16 protein-coding genes are annotated in these 20,991 nt (G+C 44.9%); 9 read left to right on the forward strand and 7 right to left on the reverse strand.

What is annotated here, in order from left to right; translation table 11 throughout:
* Positions 1 to 71: 71 nt before the first annotated feature.
* A complete protein-coding gene (gene miaA, locus JGK22_RS12835) occupies positions 72 to 983 on the reverse strand; it encodes a tRNA (adenosine(37)-N6)-dimethylallyltransferase MiaA (RefSeq protein WP_293184899.1) in 912 nt (303 codons plus the stop codon).
* Positions 984 to 1,268: 285 nt separating this feature from the next.
* Between miaA and gyrB the strand changes: the two genes are divergently transcribed.
* From gyrB to JGK22_RS12855, 4 genes are all read left to right on the forward strand, one after another.
* Positions 1,269 to 4,514: a DNA topoisomerase (ATP-hydrolyzing) subunit B gene (gene gyrB, locus JGK22_RS12840; protein WP_293184901.1), complete on the forward strand. Its 3,246-nt coding sequence runs from the start codon at positions 1,269 to 1,271 to the stop codon at positions 4,512 to 4,514.
* Positions 4,515 to 4,783: 269 nt separating this feature from the next.
* Positions 4,784 to 5,500 (forward strand): heme oxygenase (biliverdin-producing), encoded by a 717-nt coding sequence (locus JGK22_RS12845; protein WP_293184902.1) that lies wholly within the window; start codon positions 4,784 to 4,786, stop codon positions 5,498 to 5,500.
* Positions 5,501 to 5,855: 355 nt separating this feature from the next.
* A complete protein-coding gene (locus JGK22_RS12850) occupies positions 5,856 to 6,533 on the forward strand; it encodes a response regulator transcription factor (protein ID WP_293212699.1) in 678 nt (225 codons plus the stop codon).
* A complete protein-coding gene (locus JGK22_RS12855) occupies positions 6,499 to 7,896 on the forward strand; it encodes an ATP-binding protein (protein ID WP_293206171.1) in 1,398 nt (465 codons plus the stop codon). The genes JGK22_RS12850 and JGK22_RS12855 overlap by 35 nt, the downstream gene beginning before the upstream one ends.
* Before the next feature lie 22 nt (positions 7,897 to 7,918).
* On the opposite strand, the gene JGK22_RS12860 is transcribed toward JGK22_RS12855, so the two are convergent.
* Positions 7,919 to 8,296, reverse strand: a complete 378-nt coding sequence (locus tag JGK22_RS12860) for a hypothetical protein (protein ID WP_293212697.1) — start codon at positions 8,294 to 8,296, stop codon at positions 7,919 to 7,921.
* 285 nt (positions 8,297 to 8,581) lie between these two features.
* Here JGK22_RS12860 and JGK22_RS12865 point away from each other — a divergent pair, with 285 nt between their 5' ends.
* The 4 genes from JGK22_RS12865 to JGK22_RS12880 all read left to right on the forward strand — a co-directional run bounded on the left by JGK22_RS12865 (position 8,582) and on the right by JGK22_RS12880 (position 12,527).
* Positions 8,582 to 9,241 carry a Fe2+-dependent dioxygenase gene (locus tag JGK22_RS12865; RefSeq protein WP_293276692.1) on the forward strand — a complete coding sequence of 220 codons (660 nt, stop codon included), beginning with the start codon at positions 8,582 to 8,584 and terminating at the stop codon, positions 9,239 to 9,241.
* A 204-nt stretch (positions 9,242 to 9,445) separates the two neighbouring features.
* Positions 9,446 to 10,312, forward strand: a complete 867-nt coding sequence (locus JGK22_RS12870) for a hypothetical protein (RefSeq protein ID WP_293212693.1) — start codon at positions 9,446 to 9,448, stop codon at positions 10,310 to 10,312.
* 194 nt (positions 10,313 to 10,506) lie between these two features.
* Positions 10,507 to 11,091, forward strand: coding sequence for a PepSY domain-containing protein (locus tag JGK22_RS12875; protein WP_293198755.1), 585 nt, complete (start codon positions 10,507 to 10,509; stop codon positions 11,089 to 11,091).
* 188 nt (positions 11,092 to 11,279) lie between these two features.
* Positions 11,280 to 12,527, forward strand: coding sequence for an adenylate/guanylate cyclase domain-containing protein (locus tag JGK22_RS12880; RefSeq protein ID WP_293312994.1), 1,248 nt, complete (start codon positions 11,280 to 11,282; stop codon positions 12,525 to 12,527).
* A gap of 28 nt (positions 12,528 to 12,555) precedes the next feature.
* Here the strand turns inward: JGK22_RS12880 and JGK22_RS12885 are convergent, their stop codons facing one another.
* The 4 genes from JGK22_RS12885 to mfd form a co-directional block, all read right to left on the reverse strand.
* Complete coding sequence (locus tag JGK22_RS12885; protein ID WP_293187169.1) at positions 12,556 to 12,807, reverse strand: pentapeptide repeat-containing protein; 252 nt, start codon at positions 12,805 to 12,807, stop codon at positions 12,556 to 12,558.
* 109 nt (positions 12,808 to 12,916) lie between these two features.
* The gene (locus JGK22_RS33265) at positions 12,917 to 13,198 is read right to left on the reverse strand and encodes a pentapeptide repeat-containing protein (RefSeq protein ID WP_363319749.1); all 282 of its coding nucleotides are present in this window, start codon (positions 13,196 to 13,198) and stop codon (positions 12,917 to 12,919) included.
* 208 nt (positions 13,199 to 13,406) lie between these two features.
* On the reverse strand, positions 13,407 to 14,072 hold the full coding sequence (locus JGK22_RS12895; protein WP_293186565.1) for an S-layer homology domain-containing protein: 666 nt from the start codon (positions 14,070 to 14,072) through the stop codon (positions 13,407 to 13,409).
* A gap of 120 nt (positions 14,073 to 14,192) precedes the next feature.
* Positions 14,193 to 17,753 carry a transcription-repair coupling factor gene (gene mfd / locus JGK22_RS12900; RefSeq protein WP_293312996.1) on the reverse strand — a complete coding sequence of 1,187 codons (3,561 nt, stop codon included), beginning with the start codon at positions 17,751 to 17,753 and terminating at the stop codon, positions 14,193 to 14,195.
* Positions 17,754 to 18,051: 298 nt separating this feature from the next.
* Between mfd and JGK22_RS12905 the strand changes: the two genes are divergently transcribed.
* On the forward strand, positions 18,052 to 19,383 hold the full coding sequence (locus tag JGK22_RS12905; protein ID WP_293186567.1) for a hemolysin family protein: 1,332 nt from the start codon (positions 18,052 to 18,054) through the stop codon (positions 19,381 to 19,383).
* A 276-nt stretch (positions 19,384 to 19,659) separates the two neighbouring features.
* Here JGK22_RS12905 and JGK22_RS12910 read toward each other — a convergent pair whose 3' ends face one another.
* Positions 19,660 to 20,991, reverse strand: a complete 1,332-nt coding sequence (locus JGK22_RS12910; protein WP_293198759.1) for a hypothetical protein — start codon at positions 20,989 to 20,991, stop codon at positions 19,660 to 19,662.

Raw genomic sequence — 20,991 nt, forward strand, 5'->3', positions numbered from 1 at the left:
CTACGAACCTTTGTTATTAGGTTCGATCGTTCGGAATTCAGTCCTTTCTTTTCTGCGGACTAAAGTCCTCACTACGAACCTTTGACCAGAAAATTTTGTATTCTTTGCCAAACTCGTTCCAGTAAATCAGGTACGCTAACATCAAACCATTCAATTTCAGGATATGCTCTAAACCATGTCCGCTGTCTCTTGGCAAATTGCCTCGTGTGCAAAATTGTTAATTCTTTAGCTTCCTCAAGCGTAATGTCGCCAGCTAAATATCGTTTGATTTCCTGATATCCCAGGGTGTTCAACAATGGTAAGTCGCAGCCGTATTTTTTGCACAAATATTCTACTTCAGCCAGCCAACCGCGTTCTAACATTTGTTCGGTGCGCTGTTGGATGCGATCGCCCAAAACATCCATCTCGCAGTCCAACCCAATCTGTAGAATCGGATAATTGGGAGGATTTTCGCCTTGCTGTTCGGAAATAGAGCGCCCGGTGACATAAAATACTTCCAGTGCCCGTAAGGTTCTGAATGAATCGTTGAGGTGAATTTTCTCGGCGGCCGGGCGATCGACCTGCTGCAACATCGCATAACATTGAGATTGGCCCAGATCCGCAAGTTGCGATCGCAATTCGGGCATCGGCGCTACCCTAGGCATTTTCAAACCCTTGACAATCGATTTGATATATAAGCCTGTCCCTCCCACCAACAACAGCGGAGGAGAAACGGGAAAATCGACATCAGCAATTATTTTTTGAGCTTGCTGCTGGTATTCTGCGAGTGTTAGAGTTTCTGTCGGCTCGCAAATGTCAATTAAGTGATGCGGTACAGAAGCGCGATCGCTCTTTGTCGGTTTTGCCGTTCCGATGTCAAATTCGCGGTACACTTGACGGGAGTCTGCGCTCAAGATCGAAGATTTCAGTCGATCGGCAACTTCCACAGCCACTCCAGACTTCCCCGTCGCCGTCGCCCCGCAAATTGTAATCAATCTAAACATAAGCCGTCGCACACTTAAAAAACATATTGCATTTCCCAAGAAAAACCCTCAAATCCTATCCCAGGCTCTATTCATCCCTACTTTCCCTTCTCTGGCTTCACTCATTCACCGCCCTGGGTGGGAAATCGCGAAGCAATCTCAAAACTCTTCCCCTCCGTCCCCCCGATAAATTTCCATTCAGAAAGCCCTAGCATCGCCATTAACGGTTTTGTGCTATAATTTTAGGAGTTTTCCCATTTTAGAAGCTTTTGGGGCTTTAGGCCTCATTATTGGAGCTATTTTTGTATGACCAGCAGCTACAGCGCCGACCAGATTCAAGTTCTCGAAGGTCTCGAAGCAGTCCGCAAACGACCGGGGATGTACATCGGTACCACCGGCCCGCGAGGACTCCACCATCTAGTTTACGAGGTTGTGGACAATTCCATCGATGAGGCGCTGGCTGGCCACTGCACTCACATCGAGGTTGACTTCAACGCCGACGGTTCAGTCACTGTCACAGATGACGGCCGCGGTATTCCTACCGGGATCGTTGCCAAGACTGGCAAATCGGGAATCGAAACAGTAATGACTGTACTGCACGCCGGCGGTAAGTTTGGCGGTGGCGGTTACAAAGTTTCTGGAGGTTTGCACGGTGTAGGTATTTCCGTGGTTAACGCGCTTTCCGAGTGGGTAGAGGTTACTGTTTGGCGCGACCAAAAAGAACATTTGCAGCGCTACGAAAGAGGCTTTCCCGTCAGCGAACTTGTGGCCAAGCCCTGCAAAGGAAATCGCACCGGTACTTCAGTTAGTTTCCTTCCAGACACTCAGATATTTAGCACTGGGATTGAGTTTGATTACGCTACGGTTTCTGGACGTTTGCGAGAGTTGGCTTATCTGAATGCGGGTGCGAAAATTACTTTTGGCGATCGTCGCTTGGAATTGCTCAAAAGTAGCGAACCGCGCGTCGAAACCTATTGTTACGAAGGTGGCATCAAGGAATATGTCATGTACATGAACCGCGAGAAGCAGCCACTGCACGAAGAGGTGATCTACGTACAAGGAGAACGCAACAACGTGTATGTAGAAGTGTCTTTGCAGTGGTGCGTCGATGCTTTTAGCGACAACGTTCTGGGTTTTGCCAACAACATTCGGACGATCGACGGCGGTACACACTTAGAAGGCTTAAAGGCTGTTTTGACGCGGACGATGAACTCGATCGCCCGCAAGCGCAACAAAATCAAAGAACACGAGCCCAACCTCGCCGGCGAAAACGTCCGCGAAGGTTTAACAGCCGTGATTTCGGTCAAAGTTCCAGACCCAGAATTTGAAGGCCAAACCAAAACAAAGCTAGGAAATACCGAAGTCAGAGGAATTGTTGATTCCCTCGTAGGCGAAGTATTAACCGAATATTTGGAATTTCGGCCCCAAGTAGCAGACGCTATTTTGGAAAAAGCAATTCAGGCATTTAAAGCCGCAGAAGCCGCCCGTCGTGCCCGCGATTTAGTCCGCCGAAAATCCGTCCTAGAATCGTCTCCTTTGCCCGGAAAATTAGCGGACTGTAGCTCCAGAGACCCCGCCCTGTCTGAGATATACCTGGTCGAGGGCGATTCAGCCGGCGGCTGTTTTCTCTCTTCGGAGAAAATATTATTAGCTGATGGCACAACAAAAACCTTCAAAGAGATAGTTGACGAACAAGCAGAAGGTAAAGAACACTTTTGCTACACCATTCGCGAGAGTGGAAACATCGGGTTTGAGCGGATAACCAACGCTCGCATGACTAAAGCAAATGCTGAGGTTATCAAATTGACATTAGACAATGGGGAGACAATTACTTGTACTCCAGATCATCGGTTCATGTTGCGGGATGGCACTTACAAAGCAGCAGCCATGCTGACACCGGACGATTCCTTAATGCCTCTCAACCGCCAGTTGTCGAAAAAGAACCAAAACGGGCAGGGACTTAACGGTTACGAAATGGTTTGGAATCCCAGCAGTGACAAGTGGATTTACAGTCATTTGTTATCGGATTTCTACAACCTGAAACATGAGGTTTATCAAGCATCTGACGGCAATCACCGCCACCATGTTGATTTCAACAAACTCAACAACAATCCGACCAATATTCAGCGACTACCTGCTCAGGAACACTTGGCTTTACACCGCGCCAACCTTGAGAAAACATTGCACAGGCCGGATGTCATTGAAAAGAGCCGTCAAGCTCACATGACTGATGAATTTCGGGCGATGATGAAAGAGCGGATGCAGCAGCCTGAAACCAGGCAAATTCTCTCAGAACAGGCAAAGGCTCAGTGGGAAGATGAAGAGTATAAAGCTTACATGACTAGCAAGTGGCGTGAGTTTTACGACACTAATGAAGCTTATCGCGAGCAAAATAATGAATTGCTCAACCAAGCCCAACAAGAGTATTGGAGTTCTGAAGAAAACCGCTTAGCTCAGTCTCAACGGGTTCGCAATCATTTTGCTAACAATCCTGAAGCGCGGGAGGCTAATTCACAATTGGCCAAAGAACAGTGGCAAAATCAGGATTTGTTGGACTGGCGACGGGAGAAAACTAAGGAACAGTGGACACCGGAGTTTCGCCGCCAACGCAAAGCAGCTTTGGACGAAACTTATTACCGCAAAACTCTGGAAGCATTGAAGACTGTTCAGATGAAAATGGGCTGGATTGATGTAGATTATTACAATTCTTATCGCCGCCTGAAGAATGATAAGTCTTTGTTGAAGTACGAGACTTTTTGTAAGCGCTACTTTAATGGTGAAGAATTATATGCTCGCCAAGCGGTTCGTAATTACAACCACCGTGTTGTGAAGATTGAAGCTGTAGAGGAACGGCACGATGTTTATGACATCGAAGTGCCTAACAGCCACAACTTTGCACTAGGTGCGGGAGTTTTTGTACACAACAGCGCGAAGCAAGGGCGCGATCGACAATTCCAAGCAATTCTGCCTTTGCGCGGTAAAATTCTCAACATCGAGAAAACCGACGACGCCAAAATCTACAAAAATAACGAAATTCAGTCGTTAATTACAGCCCTGGGTTTGGGTATCAAAGGCGAAGAATTCGACCCCGGTCAATTGCGGTATCACCACATAGTGATCATGACTGACGCTGACGTAGATGGGGCCCACATCCGCACGCTGTTGCTGACTTTCTTCTACCGCTACCAGCGCGCACTTGTAGAACAAGGTTACATCTATATTGCTTGTCCTCCTCTGTATAAAGTGGAACGGGGACGCAATCACTACTACTGTTACAGCGATCGCGAAATGAACAATCTCGTCCGCAACGAATTCCCCGCCAATGCGAACTACACTATCCAGCGGTTCAAAGGTTTGGGCGAAATGATGCCCACGCAGTTGTGGGATACCACGATGAACCCGGAAACTCGGACGCTAAAACGGGTGGAGATTGAAGACGCTGCTGAAGCCGATCGCATCTTTACCATCTTAATGGGCGATCGGGTCGCCCCCCGCCGCGAATTCATCGAAACCTACGGCCCCAAACTCAACCTCCTCGACTTGGACATCTAAGTTAGTTGACAGTTGACAGTTGACAGTTGCTGGCGAGGATGAGTCATTAGTCATTAGTTAGTGGCTGATGACTACTGCTTTCCTGTCAACTGCTTTCCTGTCAACTGCTTTCCTGTCAACTGACTACTGCTTTCCGGCCAACTGCAACTTTTGTTATAAAAATTAATACAATCTCTCATCAAATTGCTTTAAGGTAAATGCTTAGGTAAATTTTAGATTTTTGGCGCATCCATCAGCTACCACAAAAATAGAAGGTTGGACAATATAGCATGAGCATCAATTTAGCAACAAAATTGCGTGAGGGAACAAAAAAATCTCACACAATGGCAGAAAACGTTGGTTTTGTCAAATGCTTTTTAAAAGGCGTTGTAGAAAAAACTTCTTACCGGAAGTTAGTAGGAAACCTGTACTTTGTCTACTCGGCAATGGAAGAGGAAATGGAACGCCAAAAGCAGCATCCGGTTGTTTCAAAAATTTACTTTTCTGAGTTAAATCGCAAACAAAGTTTAGAGCAAGATTTATTCTACTACTACGGCGCCAATTGGCGGGAACAAATATCCCCGTCACCAGCAGCTAAAGCTTACGTGCAGCGGATTCATGAAATCTCGGCTACCGCACCAGAACTGTTAGTAGCTCAGTCTTACACTCGCTACCTAGGCGACTTGTCCGGCGGACAAATCCTCAAGGGAATTGCTCAGCGCGGCATGAATCTTACCGAGGGAGAAGGCACTGCTTTCTACGAATTCCAGGATATTCCTGATGAAAAAGAGTTCAAAGCTAACTACCGTCAGGCAATGAATGAATTGCCGATTGACGAAGCTACAGCAGAGCGCATTGTTGACGAAGCTAATGCAGCTTTTGGCATGAACATGAAGATGTTTATGGAGTTAGAAGGCAATTTGATTAAAGCTGTCGGTCAGATGCTGTTCAATACCCTGACGCGGAAGCGCGGCGCAGCCAGTACCGAATTGGCTACTGCTGATTAGTCAATACCCATTGGCAATAATTTGAGCCTCGTTTAAGAGGAAAACATTAAATCCTGGGGGTTTGATGGCTGCTTTTACAGTCACCAAAGCTCCGGGATTTTGCATGGCGGGCGATCGACTTTTTGACTCATATCATTTCCGGTTGCATCGGAATTAATATTAACCCGAAATCAGGACACGGCAGTGCAGTCTCCCAATTCATAACGGTAGGGAAACGGCACGTGCAGTCTCCTCTATATCATTCCGGCGCAGCCGAAATTGATCTGAAGTGTTTGTTGACACTAAGGTTTAATCATTCCGAAAAAAAACTATGCGATATCACAATCAACAATCAACAATATTTTAGCAGTAAACTATGAAAATTCTGTTAGTAGAAGATGACTATCGCATTGCCCAAGCATTAGCAGAAGCCCTCACCGACCAACATTATGCCGTAGACATAGCCGCCGACGGTCAAGAAGGTTGGAACTTTGCAGAAACTTTTACCTATGACTTAATTCTGCTAGATGTGATGCTGCCAAAAATAGATGGAATTACCCTATGTCAGGGCTTGCGCCGACAAGGTTTAAAAACCCCCGTGCTCATGCTAACAGCCAGAGACACCAGCAATGATAAAGTCATAGGACTAGATGCCGGAGCTGATGATTATGTCGTTAAACCCTTCGATTTGCCAGAATTAGCAGCAAGAATTAGAGCCTTACTGCGGCGGGGAAGTACAACTTTGCCACCAGTATTAGAGTGGGAAAATCTGCGTTTAAACCCGAATACCTGCGAAGTTACTTATCGCGATAATTTGCTTAATTTTACACCAAAGGAGTACAGTTTGCTAGAATTATTCCTGCGAACAGGAGGGCGCGTTTTAACACGGAGTGCTATCCTAGACCATATATGGGCTTTTGAAGACTCGCCAGGAGAAGAAACCGTAAAAGTTCATCTCCGGGGTTTGCGACAAAAACTGAAAGCAGCAGGCGCACCAGCTAATTTTATTGAGACTATTTATGGCATGGGTTATCGGCTCAACCAAAACCTCTAATCCCCAATTTCAATCTTTGGGATGGCGTTTATTGCTATCTTACTTAACAGTGATGGTAGCTATTTTAGGAACTTCTGCTATTGCTGTTTATGAATTATTTGCCAGCAGTCTGTATCAAGAATTAGACCAGCGATTGGAGGTTTTGGCTCAAGCAGCTTCTCACAGTTTAGTTGCGATCGAAAAGCAGCACCTTTCTGAACATCCAGAAAAAAAAGGCGATCTATCTCATCAACAAAGTGAACAGCGCAATGATGACTTTCAGATTGAACTCGATCGCGAAAAAGTAACGCGCCAGTTAGACAAAGACGGAGACTTAGACATTCCCTGGCAAAATCTGCGGGAACCAGATCAATCTGTAGAATGGTTTAATGAAGCAGGTAAAATGTTAGGAAATTCCGGCAAGACTTTACCGCCTGTAACGATAAAATCGGGTTTCCAAACCATACAAAACGGGCAAATTCGGTCGGCAACAATTCCAGTTTACATTTCTTATGATGATAAAAAGCAAGAATTAAAAGGTTATATTCGCACCAGCGAATCTACTAAAGAAGTTGAAGAAGTTCTCAGCAGACTCCGCTGGAATTTGGGTTATGGGAGTATTATTTTCCTGAGCTTGACTGCGGTTGGTGGTTTGTGGCTGACTAAGCAATCTCTCAAGCCAATTGAGGATAGTTTTCAGCAGTTAAAACAATTCACTGCTGATGCTTCTCACGAGTTGAGAAGTCCGCTGACGGCGATTAAAACTTCAGTGGAAGTGATGCAGAGTCATCCTGAGAGAATTCATGCAGCGGATGTTAAGAAAATGGTGGCGATCGCCTCTGCGACTAAACAGATGACTCAGTTAGTTGAAGACTTACTTTTATTAACTAGAATGGATGCACCAGCAGCCACGATCGCCCGCGAGTGGATAGCGGTTCCGTTAGACGAACTATTAGAGGATTTGCTAGATTTGTGGGAACTGCAAGCTCAAGAAAAGCAAGTTATTCTCAAGTCAAATTTAGCCATTGATACATCTGTAATGGGAGATGCTGCACAGCTAACTCGTTTGTTTTCCAACTTGCTCGGAAACGCAATTCATTACACACCAGCGGGCGGAATTGTGACTGTTTCTCTGAGCAGACAGAACCGATCGACAATTGTGAGTGTAGAGGATACTGGCATCGGCATTGCTCCAGAAGATGTCAAGTTAGTTTTCGACAGATTTTGGAGAGCAGATCGAGCGAGAAATCGCCGTGCAGGGGGTTTGGGGATGGGATTGGCGATCGCCCAAGCAATTGTCCAAAGCCACCGAGGAGAAATTAGCGTTACCAGTCAGCTAGGAGTAGGTAGCTGTTTTCAAGTAAAATTCTCCTCAGTAGCTTAAGAGTTGATATTAATAGAAAACCTTAACTCTTCTTCCCAGATTCTCCTTGTTCACCGCTTTCTCCTTGTTCACCTTTTTCTCCACTTTCCCCGCCCCTCGAAGCTGTCATTGTGACATTACTATCTGTCAAGTAAAGTTCAGAAGTGAAACTACTTTTTTTCCGGGGTTTTGGTTTTTTTCCTTCGCCGCTTTCTCCTTGTTCGCCACCACTGCTACTCATTAAAACGATCGGTTTAACCGGCTTGCTGTTGCTCATCGATGAATTAGCAGCATTACTTAAAAGAGAAATAGGGGAAAATTGATTAACACTGCTATCATTCTGGGATGCGATCGCACTAGCAGCTACAGAGGTTAAAACGCAAGCTCCAATGCCGAGCCAAATCTTAGTTTTACTTTGCATCTTTCAAAAAGCCTTATTCTGGGTGATTATACCAAATCCGGGTTAAAAATCCCCTTTATTTCTTAGTCCGCGGAGGCGGACTTCGTTTGTGTAGTAGCGGTTTCAACCGCCGAATCATAGAGGAGATAAAAAGGCAGGATTTGGTATTACTCCTACTATCCCAGAAAAAAGTAAAGAACTCGGAAAGAACCAAAAACCTCTAAAAATTGTTTGCATAGACATTACCTTATTGCTACAATGCGAGTCCATTAGCAACCTGTAGGAGTGTCCCAAATGATTATCTGTATGGCCAATATTCTGAGTTCAGAGGAATTAGGATTAATTGTCGATCGCCTAAAAAATGCTGAATTTGTCGATGGGAAGTTAACAGCAGGTTGGTACGCCCAACAAGTAAAAAATAATGCTCAACTAAAAAATGATGCGGCTCCAACTCAGGAACTCATAAATTTAGTCAATCAAGCACTAAAACGCAATTCTTTATTCCAAATAGCGGCGCGCCCTAAAGCAATTCGTCCCATTATGTTTAGTCGCTATCAGGGAGGAATGTACTACGGGACACATATTGATAATGCGATTATGGGAGATGAAGAACTAATGCGATCGGATTTGTCTCTCACTCTATTTCTCAGCGATCCTGCAACTTATACGGGCGGGGAATTAGTGATTGAAAGTACCCAAGGCGAACAAGCTTTTAAACTTGATGCTGGTTCAATGGTTGTTTATCCTACTACAACTTTACATCGTGTGGAACCTGTAACGGAAGGTGAAAGACTAGCGGCGGTGACTTGGGTGCAGAGTTTAGTTCGGGATGCTCATAATCGAGAAATTCTCTTTGATTTGGATACGGTTCGCGATACCCTTTTTCAGAAGTCTGGAAAGACAGCGGAGTTTGACTTGCTATCAAAAAGCATTGCTAATTTGCTGCGAAAATGGGCTGATGTTTAGGTTGAGCAGGACTTACGCAAGAGACTAAGGGATTGGGGCAACCACGGGGATTGCCCCTAGATTCACACCAGATATGGATGTCGTGTGTCCAGGACTATTGAGGAGGTTTTGGAAGCGGATGAAATAAATTTTAGGTCTTTCCGAGTTCTTTACTTTGTTTTGTCACAGTAATTGTAAATGAGTTAAACAACCAGGATCTAAAAGATGAGCAACCAAACTAAAATTTGGACAGGTGTGGGACAGTCTTATGTGACACAAGACAATTCTATCGATGTCGATCGAGCATCATCGGAGAGATACCAACTCTCAATTGGGGAAAGTGGCGAAAGCGGTGAAAGTGGTAACAGCAATTCTGGCTACGAAAGCGGGAATGACAGCCGTTACAACATTAGTAATAGCAATTCTGGCTACGAAAGTGGGAATGACAGCCGTTACAATATTAGTAACAGCAATTCTGGCTACGAAAGCGGTGGTGAAAGCGGTTACGAGATGGGGTTTTCTGTCAATCAACCTGTTGCTTCTTCCAGTTATACCCCAGTTATAAACAGTTTGTCTATCAGCTCTCAGGGATACGAAAGCGGCGGCAATTTCTATCAGAATGAAATTAAAGGTACAGATGGTAACGACATCCTGACAGGAATTCCTGGTAATAATGTTTCTTTAAAAGGACGCAATGGCAATGATATTTTGAGCGGCAACAGCGGCAACGATAAACTAGAAGGAGGCAAGGGTCAAGACACGCTTGATGGCGGTGCAGGCAATGATATTCTCGAAGGAGGGAAGGGTCAAGATATTCTGACCGGCGGTATGGGTTCGGATTTATTTGAGCTGGAAGGGCGATCGGCTACAAATACTCTCGATATCGCTGATATCATCACGGACTTTCAAAAAGGCGCAGACATACTGAAGCTGAAAGATGGCTTAGGATTTTCTAACATTAATATCACTCAAGGAACAGAAATTTATGCTAGCGATACTCTGTTGAGGATAGCAGGCACTGGTCAATATTTGGCAGTCTTGAAAGGAGTTAATGCTGGAAATATTAACGCGACTAATTTCACTTATTCCTAATTGTAATACTGGCGCTAAAACCGTTTTTTTGCAACATGAATTACCCACTTTGACCAAAGAAACCGGGTTTTTTACCGAATCTGCGGGTGACAACGAAATATTTTCGCAAAAAAACCCGGTTTCTGCCTACTCGTGCGTCCAAGAATATCTGATTTGTAAACAACAAAACATCTGAAAAATAGGAGAATAAATAGATGGCTAGCGCTAACTTTCGCAAACTTCACCGCCAAGTTGCACCGATTATTTTCATCCCTTTACTCTTAACAGCCATAACGGGAGTTGCCTATCGGCTGGGAGAAGATTGGTTAGGCATAGAAGGTGATGCTGCTGAGATTTTTATGAATATTCACCAAGGAAGCTATCTCGGAAAGGAACTCAGACCATTTTATGTGCTTTTCCTGGCTTTGGGAGTGATTGGGCTGATAGTTACTGGTTTGACGATGACCAAATTTTTTGGTGGCACACGCCCTGAAAGACCGGGTGCTAAACTTGATTTTCGTAAGGTTCACCGTATTGCTACACCGATTATTGTCTTGCCTTTAGCAGTGAGTACAGTCACAGGTGTAATCTATCGAGTTGGCAGAAGTTGGTTTAAGATGCCAAAAGAGGTAGGAAAAGTTTTTCTGAATATCCACCAAGGAGAATATTTGGGAAATTTTTTGATGCCAATCTATGTGTTTTTGGTAGGTTTGGGTGTGATTTTGCTGCTGGTAACAGGAATCAATATGACTGGTATTTTTCGGAAACGCCGCCAGCAAACAACAGAGGAAGATAGCTAATATACATCTCCCAAAAAGCCTCTGAAGAACAGGCAGGATGCCTGTTCCACAATAATTATGGGAGATGTCTAATAGATTTGTTTTTCGGGGATAACTGATGAATATCGTGGTTTTAATTCTCTCTACAGTTGCATCTTTTTTGGGGAACTGGTATACAATAATTCTCTGGTCGCTGACCTTTAATTAAGATGAAAAATAGAAGTATTGAAACGGCAAAATCAAGTCTTAAGTCAAAAATTGTATGGAAAAGTCTGCTACAAGGAAGTCGCACCAGTACATTTTTTAGTGAAGTATTAAGTAACAGCGGTCATTTTTTAATTCTGAAGAGTTTATCAGACTCAATATTAGCTGGCTTCTTCAAATTTATCACAGACCCAACTGAATATTTACTAATAGTAGCAATGCTTGTTCAGGCTTGGTATCTGTCGAACTCGAAATGCCACCGTTTTTGGGGAAACCTGATCTGCGTTGGTATCTATACGCTGATTGATCTGCCGATAGACGGGCTAGATTTTTTCCAAAATCCTAGTCACGTTGTCTTTTGGTTATTTTCTCTGATGATTGCTACTTTGCAAGGATTGCGATTCCATTGGGCTAAGGGTATTGATGATTGGCTGATTCCACTGGAAAGTGTGGTACGGGCTCTGATGGTGGTAGCTTTTTATGTTGTGATTGGGATTAAGTCTCAATATTTAATTGCTAATTTAGAATTGATAGTGACATTTTCGCGGACGGCAACGCACTGGTTTCTTACTTGGAGTATGGTATTTATCGGTTTGCTTTTGGGGTTGCAGTCGGTACAGATTTTCAAACAAAGAAAGCAGCTACAAAAAACAGATCAACTACTGGGAAACATGGCAGAATGGGGGATGGGAAGTCATGTAGTAGACACAGCGCTTAATAATCCAGCAGGTTTGGCTTTTCAAAAGTGCGATCGCACGATTTTATTTATGGATATTCGCGGTTTTACAAGTTGGTGCGAAAAAACTTCCCCTGAGACAGTTGCAGCGGTTATCAATGAATATTACCGTTGTGTTGAACCAGCCGCCGCCAAGTTTCAGCCTTTAAGAATAACTTTTACAGCCGATGAAATTATGGCGATTTATGCTACGCCACAGCAGGGAATTGCTGCGGCTAAATCTATGAGTAAAGCTGCTTTAGAAATGCTTGAATTATATGGAATTGGTGCGGGATGCGGAGTGCATTGCGGGAGCGTTATTGAAGGGCTATTTGGCGGTGCAGATGTTCGGACTTATACGGTGATTGGTGATGTTGTCAATACAGCAAAACGCTTAGAAGGTGCCACGCCTGGTGGTGCAATTACTATTTCTGATGCTGTTTATCAAGGGATCTCACAACGTCTAACGGTGGAACCTTGCGAACCGATAGTGGCGAAAGGTAAGACAGCAGCTTTAATTGCATGGTGGTTAATATAGCTAGCCGTCAGGAATGACGAATTTAATATTATTGATTTTTTCGACCATCGGACATGGTGGTTCCTGCCATACTTGCTCGATCGAGACTAGCACCATCCATGTTCGCATTGCGGAGGTTCGCATTAGAAAGATTGGCATCTCTCAAGTCGGAAAAGCGCAAGTCTGCACCGTCTAAATTAGTATTGGTCAAGTTAGCTTTCCTAAAATTACTATTGCTGATTCTCGCTCCTATTAAAACTGAGCCACTTAAATCAGTGCGTGCTAGGGTTAGTGTTGACAAAATCTGCTATAGCCTTTCTCAAAAAGATGAGGTATGACTGACAGCTTATATAACCGCTTAAACCAAGAGGGCTGAAGCCCAACAACATACCTCATCTTTCTGAGAACCGCTATATCTCGAAAGTACCTCCGCTGAGGTTGGCATCTGATAAGTCTGCTCCTGTAACGATCGGATTTTTTAAGGTGAGGTTAACTAATTTTACACCTCGGAGGTCGCAGCGGATGCAGCTTTTAGTTAGGAGCAGGGTTTCGACGTTGGCGTTGATTTGGTCAATTTCCTGTTGGGATACTTTTTCGACAAATTCGGGTGAGACGTAGCCGAGGTTTTTGGGGTCGTCTTTTTTGGGTGGTTGGGGAGTTTTTGGTTGCCCGATCGCACTTAGTTTTTTTATATTTTATCATATTTGTGTTCACATCTCAGTTAGGATTGCTATAAGCTGTTAGTCATTTAAATTTATTGCCTCAACCCCTTACAGTATGGGATCTGGCACACAAATAGTGCATTTTGAATGTCGAACAGCTTAGCAATTTTTAATTGAATGAGCTATGGCCTTCTCAATTACCAATTACCGATTCTCAGGCAAATGAAACTTACTATATTTACCTTCCCATCCCCCGATTTGGTGGCTCCTCGTTCGGGACAGGCAAAGAAGTTGGTCTTACCTGCCGCTCCAAATACTTGCTCAAAGCGTAAGCGATATTACCGCGAGTCATCGGCTTCAAAGGATTAATTGCATTAGTTCCGACTTCAAGATTCACAAACCCTTCATACAGTGCAGTAGCCATAGACTTTCTAGCCCAACTAGGAATTTCCCCTGCATCTGGATACCTAGCTAAAATCTCGGCAACGGTGGCGTCTGGAAACTGAAAAACCCCATAAGCTTGAGCAAAAATCGCCAAAGCCTCAGCGCGAGTCACCCTTTGATTTGGGAAAAACATTCCGTCGCGATATCCACTCATAGTTCCCGTTTTCAAAGCAGTTTGAATCGCACTGTAAGCCCAGTAGCTTTTAGGTACGTCGGGCAATTCCATATCCGGTTTCTGAGCTGTTTTCCGCCGTTCCAAACCAAAAGTTTTCAGTAAAATTACCGCCAAATCGGCGCGACTGATAATGCTTTCAGCATTAAAATTGCCGCTAGAATCTTTATTCATCAATCCTGCATTGACAACCCGGTCGATCGGGTCAATTATTTGTTGAGATTGAACCACCGTTGGCACTCCTTGCGCTAGCGCGATCGCAAAAAAAACACAGACTAACTTTTTCACGATTTTAATCCTTTGTGCTGCTCAAACAATTATTAAAGCAGCAGCAATATTTTCTCCGGTTCCATCGGTATGATTCTGAGATTTCGACCGCCGGCTAAATAGCGGGATTTCATATTAAAATCAAATCTTTGCTTCCGGCAAAGCGCCCTGCATTTTACCCAACCAATCAATCAAATTATCCAACTGCTTTTCGGCGCTCAAAACAGCCATTCCGCGAATAGTAACCTTCCCCTTGCTGTAGACAAAACGAGAATGTAGATGTTCGGGCAAATTAGCCTTGAGCAAATTCCAAGCAGGTTCCTCCATCGGCGTTTCCAAGACAATGTGCTGCTTATTTTCCGGTTTAATCCGAGAAAAACCGATTTGCTTGGCGATTTGTTTGAGTTCGACAACACGAATTAGTTGCTGCGCTGGTAGAGGAATCTGCCCGTAACGATCGCACCAATCGGCCCGAATCTGTTGCAACTCTTCGAGAGTATTCGCAGAAGCCACAGACCGATAAGCGCTCATCTTTTGATCCAGATCTCCAATATAATCGGCAGGAATAAACGCCGTCAAACTGAGGTCGATTTGTGCATCCTCAACCTTGGGAATTTCCTGACCCTTAATTTCGCGAATCGCCTCCTCTAACATTTCAGCATATAAATCAAAACCGATCGCCTCCATTTGACCAGACTGTTCCGTACCCAACACATCACCAGAGCCCCGAATTTCCATATCCCGGACAGCCAACTGATAGCCCGATCCCAACTGCGCGAACTCTTGAATTGCCCGCAGCCGCTGCCTTGCAGCATCCGACAGTTGGTTCTGCTTGGGATAAAACAGCCAAGCGTGAGCTTGAATCCCCGCGCGTCCCACCCGTCCCCGCAACTGGTACAACTGACCCAAACCAAACTTCTGCGCGTCCTCAATCAAGATTGTATTGACGCGCGGAATATCCAAACCCGACTCAATAATCGTAGTGCACACCAAAATATCAAACTCTGCCGCACTGAAAGTCAGCATGATCGATTCTAGTTCCGCAGCATCCATTTGACCGTGGGCGATCGCAATTCTCGCCCCCGGAACCATTAGCTGCAAAGTATCGGCCAACTCATCAATCCCCTCAATCCGAGGTACAACATAAAAAACCTGACCGCCCCTGTCCAACTCTTGACGAATTGCAGTCCGCACCACCTCCAAATCGTAGGGGGCCAAATGAGTCTGAATCGGGCGGCGGCTGGGCGGCGGAGTCGCAATCAAACTCATCTCCCGAATCCCCGATAGAGACATATACAACGTGCGGGGAATCGGAGTCGCCGTCAGAGTCAGGACATCTACCTCGGTTTTCAGAGATTTAATCGCTTCCTTTTGCTTCACCCCAAACCGTTGTTCTTCATCCACCACCAACAAACCCAAATCCCGAAATTTAATCGCTTTACTCAAAACAGACTGAGTACCGACAATCACGTCTAACTCCCCAGTTGCTAGGCGTTTGTGAATTTCCCGGCGTTCAGTTTCTGTGCGGAAGCGATTGAGCAAACCAACTTCGATCGGATAAGGCGAAAAACGCTCTGAGAGCGTGTGATAGTGCTGTTGGGTCAAAATTGTCGTCGGCGCGAGCAAAGCCACCTGCTTGCCCGCTGTAATTGCCTTAAAAATAGCTCTTAGAGCAACTTCCGTCTTGCCAAAACCGACATCGCCGCAGACCAAGCGATCCATCGGTCGATCGCCCTCCATGTCACGTTTCACATCCAGAGTAGCCTTCAACTGATCCGGTGTTGGTTGGTAAGGAAAAGAATCCTCTAACTCTTGCTGCCAAGGCATATCAGGAGGAAAAGCATAACCCTGTTGCTTAGCTCTTTTAGCGTAAAGATTCAGCAAATCTACTGCTACTTTCTTAACAGCTTTACGAACTTTTGCTTTAGTTTTTTCCCAAGTTTGACCAGTCAACTTGTTGAGATCCGGCACTTTATCGCCGACAGTCCGAAACCGCGACAGCGCGCCCAATTGATCCGCCGCGACTCTGAGAGTACCGTCAGCGTATTGCAATACCAAATATTCGCGAGTTTCCCGATCGATCGTCAAGCGCTCCAACTTGAGAAACTTGCCCACTCCGTGCTGGCGGTGCACCACAAAATCCCCCGGACTGAGCTTGTTCGGGTCAACCTTTTTAGAAGCGGCGCGGCGGCGCTTGCGAACGTAGCTAAATGTAGCGAGAGAATGCTGACCGTAGAATTCTCGATCGGTAATTAAGACAATCCGAAAAGTCGGCAGAATAAACCCTTCCAACTCTGCCAGCCCGCTGTACTTCAAAGCAACCGGAATGTGCTGCAACTGCAACTTGTCGATCGCCAAAAAATCGCGCGGATTCACCACAAACTGAGCCGGACAGTCGTGTTCCGACAGCAGAGAGACCGATCGACTCGGTTGAGCCGAAACCATAAACACCGTAAAACCGCGATCCCGCTCTTCCCGGAGCATTTGAGACAGCTTCGCGAATTGGTGAGGCATCACCGGCACTGGCCTGCTGGACAAATTAACCGCAGGCGGTAGCTGCTCGCCCCCGGAGGAGCTTTTAATTTTTTGAGTAGTAGAATCTTCTGCTAATTCTGAAAGTTCTAGCCTGTCAAAAGCTGCGACATCTGCGATCGATTCCGCAAAAGTGCGGTGAATTTTCGGAACCTTCAGATTAGCAATTGGCAATCTTGGCGTTTCACCATCAACAACTTCTGATTCCCGATTGCAACTTTCCCATTGTTCCTGGGCATTTTCAAACCAGCGGTCGCTGTGGCCTTCACATCCTTGCGGTTCGTCAACTACAACTAAAGTATTTTCTGGCAAATAATCCAACAAACAAGCTGGTTTCTCGAAGGCTAAACCTAACAGCCTGCGGACATATTTTTCTGCTTCATTTTCTATATCAACAGAGTCTATTTGGTTTGTTTTGTCAAGATTATTTTCAGCTAAAACTGCCTTAATAATTGCGTTAAAGCTAGTAGGAGTTAAAACTAATCGATCGACCTTATCGAGCGATCGCTGGTTCGACGGATCGAACTCGCGCAGTTGATCCAAAGTATCCCCGAACCATTCCAGCCGTACCGGCAACTCCGCCGCCACCGGAAACACATCGACAATATCCCCCCGGCGACTCCACTGGCCCTCCGTTTCCACCAAAGTCACCCGATCGTACCCCATGGAGGCAAGTTGGCGGTCAAGTATCTTTGAGTCTTGAACTTCGCCTCGTTTCAGCGTCAGACAGTAGGGTTCAAAGGCACTTCTAGGCGGCAAGTGAGGCTGGAGAGCTCTTTCTGTAGCTACAATTGCGATCGGCTTTGAGGAATTGGCCGTTTTTTGTTCCCGATCCACCAAATCCGCCAGAACCTGCATTTGCCCCCAGGTCATTTCGTTCTCGTCGGAGTAAGATAGCTCGTAGGGCGAAGCTTCCGAAGTTGGGTAAAAATGTACGGTTTGCCAACCCATCGCCTCTAATTGAGCTACCCAGCGGCCGGCTTCTTCCAGAGTTGCTGTCACGGCTAATAGGTTTCGCCCCTCTTGTTGTGCGAGGGCGGAAGCTACTAAACCTTTTGGTAAGCGGGCGATACCGTTCAGTTGCAAACAGTGATGCCGTTTGAGCTTGTTGAGAAGTTCTGTGGCTAGGGGCGATCGCCCCAATGTCCGAATTATCGAAGAGAAAGTCATGGGCTGTTAGTTTTTATCCCGATGGGCGAAGGATCTTCCCCGCTGCCTAGTAAGTTCGATTGTACGACAAACATCTATCATTGTGCCGATCGGCTGTTGGCAGTTCAACTGTACTGCGGGTAGATTTCTACTAGAAGCCTTCTGTAAATATCTGGAACTTGCGATCGAAATGAGCCCGTTCCGTTAATCTAGGGACAGGTTGACAACAATTTCGATTTTTGCGATCGAGATTGGCAGCTTCCGGGCTTATGCTTTAAGCGGGCAGTGCGCTTCGCCTTTACTACCGATAAATTGAGAAATGTCCCCAAGTACCGACCTTCTGATTGTTCTCCTGCTAGTTTTGCTCAATGGCGTGTTTGTGATGTCAGAGATGGCCATCATCTCAGTACGGAAGGTGAGACTGCAACAGATGGCTAACCAGGGTTCGACGAATGCCCGTGTAGCTTTGGATCTGGCTAATGCCCCCAATCAGTTCTTGCCGACTGTTCAAATCGGAATTACGCTGCTGGCTATCCTGTCAGGCGCTTTCGGAGAAACCACAATTTCTAGAAGAGTAGAGCCTCTGTTGCGCTTGATACCGGCTTTAGCGCCCTATGCTCAGCCGATCGCCTCAGTCATCGCAGTTTTAACGATCACTTATCTGACCTTAATTATCGGCGAACTCGTGCCGAAGCGGTTGGCCCTCAACAACCCTGAGCCGATCGCCTCAAGCGTAGCAATTCCCATGCGAATGCTCTCCAAAATTGGTGCTCCTGCGGTTTATCTGTTAAGTTATTCCACTGACTTGGTGATGCGGCTGATGAGGATATCGCCCTCGACAGAACCGCAAGTTACAGAAGAAGAAATTAAAGTTTTAATAGAGCAAGGAACCGAGGCGGGAACCTTTGAAGAAGCCGAACAGGACATGGTAGAAAGAGTGTTCCGTTTAGGCGATCGGCGAGTCAGCGCTTTAATGACTCCCCGCCCCGATCTGACCTGGCTAGATTTGGACGATTCAGTTGAAGAAAACCGCCAAAAAATGCTTGGCAGCGGTCATTCCCGGTTTCCCGTTTGTCAGGGCGGACTCGACAACGTTGTCGGTTTAGTACACGTTACAGATATGCTGTCGAGAACTTTGACCGGTCAACCCCTCGATTTAAGTGCTTCTTTGCGGAGACCTTTATTTGTACCCGAAAGTACGCGCGGTTTAAAAGTCTTAGAGCTTTTCAAGCAATCTAGCAATCAACTTGCCTTGGTAGTAGATGAATACGGTGTCATTCAAGGATTAGTGACAGTCAACGACATTTTAGTCGAATTAGTTGGCGACTTTCCCTCGATTGAAGATGCCGACGAACCGCAAGCCGTGCAGCGCGAAGATGGTTCTTGGCTGTTAGACGGAATGCTGCCGGTTGAGAATTTCTTTGAACTGTTTGGAATTGAAGAAGTCTCTTTAGAAAATAGGGGAAGTTACCACACAATGGGCGGTTTTGTGATTACAAATTTGGGTAAAATTCCGGCGGCGGCAGAGCATTTTGAATGGAACGGCTTGCGCGTCGAAGTCGTCGATATGGACGGAAACCGAGTTGATAAGATCTTGGTAATGCCGATCGAATCCACGGGCGATCGACCTAAAACCCAACCAAAAACCTAAAATCCATGTAATTTTAATCCATGGACATAATACCCGTAGGGGCGGGTTCACCAACCATCATCGCCGGAAACAAACAATCTCAAAAACCCGCCCCCACCCAACGATGAATCATCACCTACATTTAGAAATTAAATATAAATATCAGGTTGATGTGAATTATTCGTGAGAGTGGGGCGGGTTTTTATATATTGTTGGTTATCGTTATATCTTGTTGGTGAACCCGCCCCTACGAGCTCGCAAATTGTACAATCAATAATAAATCAACTGGACATAATATCACTTCTTATTTTTTCTTTCATCCTTCCGCAAAGCTTCCACAATAGAACTACCCACATAATTGCTAAAAATTACCTCTCCAGTTTTATTGTAATGACAGCAGCTATCTACATAAACAACATCTTTAGTCTTGTCGAACACCTTCACCCCATTCAAAATATTAATCTTATTTTTTTGTAAATTAGGAAACTTACCCAAAAGAGCCGGATATCCAATTTCCACAGCCTTAGCATAAGGAGTCTCTTTATTAAAAGCAATCCGCTTCTCGGCATCGCTAAACACCCTTTTTGTCTGATAATATTGATTCGGCTGGAGGACATGAAAATAAGGAACATTGCTAGCCGACAGCACTTTGTGCATAAAAATTGAACTTTTTGCCCAATTCCACGCCATTTGTTCAAAAGCTGCACCATCCTCTAAAACAGACTTATTTTTATTAATATACATCACACTACCCTCGTCATCTTGCTGAGTTTTGCTGCGTTCTTTTTCAAAGGCAATCACATCTCTTCGATAATTGTTGACTAAATTTTGAACGTACACAGAAGTCAAAGCATCGCACGCAGCTAAAGAGCAGTGTTGCAAACTTTCCAAACCCTCATTAATCTTAGTTTTATTTTCTTTGATTCTAATAGTTGCTTGCAAAGCCTTGGTAGAAAGGCTATTATTCGCCAAGCTAGTCAGCGGCGAAATGTGCTGAATGCTCGGCATCGCCAGATTAATTTGATTTTTATTGTTTAAATTAGAAAGTGCTACTTCATTAAAGCCATCTATATTGACTACTAGATCTAATTCTTGACCTAAGGCCAAAAAATAGTTTAAAATTAATAACTGTTGCGGCTGTTTGTAACCGCCTGTAGCAAAAGACAAAATTATAAATTCTTTGTCCTGTAAACCGGGAACCTGTTTTAGGTATTTAGGTAAAATTTTGTTTTGAATTTGAAATATAGAAAAATCTGAAGCCACGGAACCGCCAAAAATTCCGATCACAAATTGATTTTTTTTAAGCTTTTTAAAAGGGTAATCATAAGGAGAGATAAATCCGTAGTTATTCACCTTAAAACCAGGTCGAAAATCATCGCTGGGTCTTTGAATAAACCCAAAGAAAGGATGAAACCTTTCGACAATAGACTGATTCAGACGCACTCCTTCTAAATTAATTCCTAAAGCCGACTTATCTTGCACCTTTTCTCTAGTATAGAAAAATTGCTTGTGCTTGACAAAATACCATCCCAAGGAACCGAGTTCTAGGAAAACAAGTAAAAGCGCCAAGTTAATCAAAGTAATTTTGAGGATTTCTTGGCCTTTGTTAATTAACTTCAAATCTTTCAT

The organism is Microcoleus sp. PH2017_08_TRC_O_A (assembly GCF_020738665.1).
Lineage (GTDB): Bacteria > Cyanobacteriota > Cyanobacteriia > Cyanobacteriales > Microcoleaceae > Microcoleus.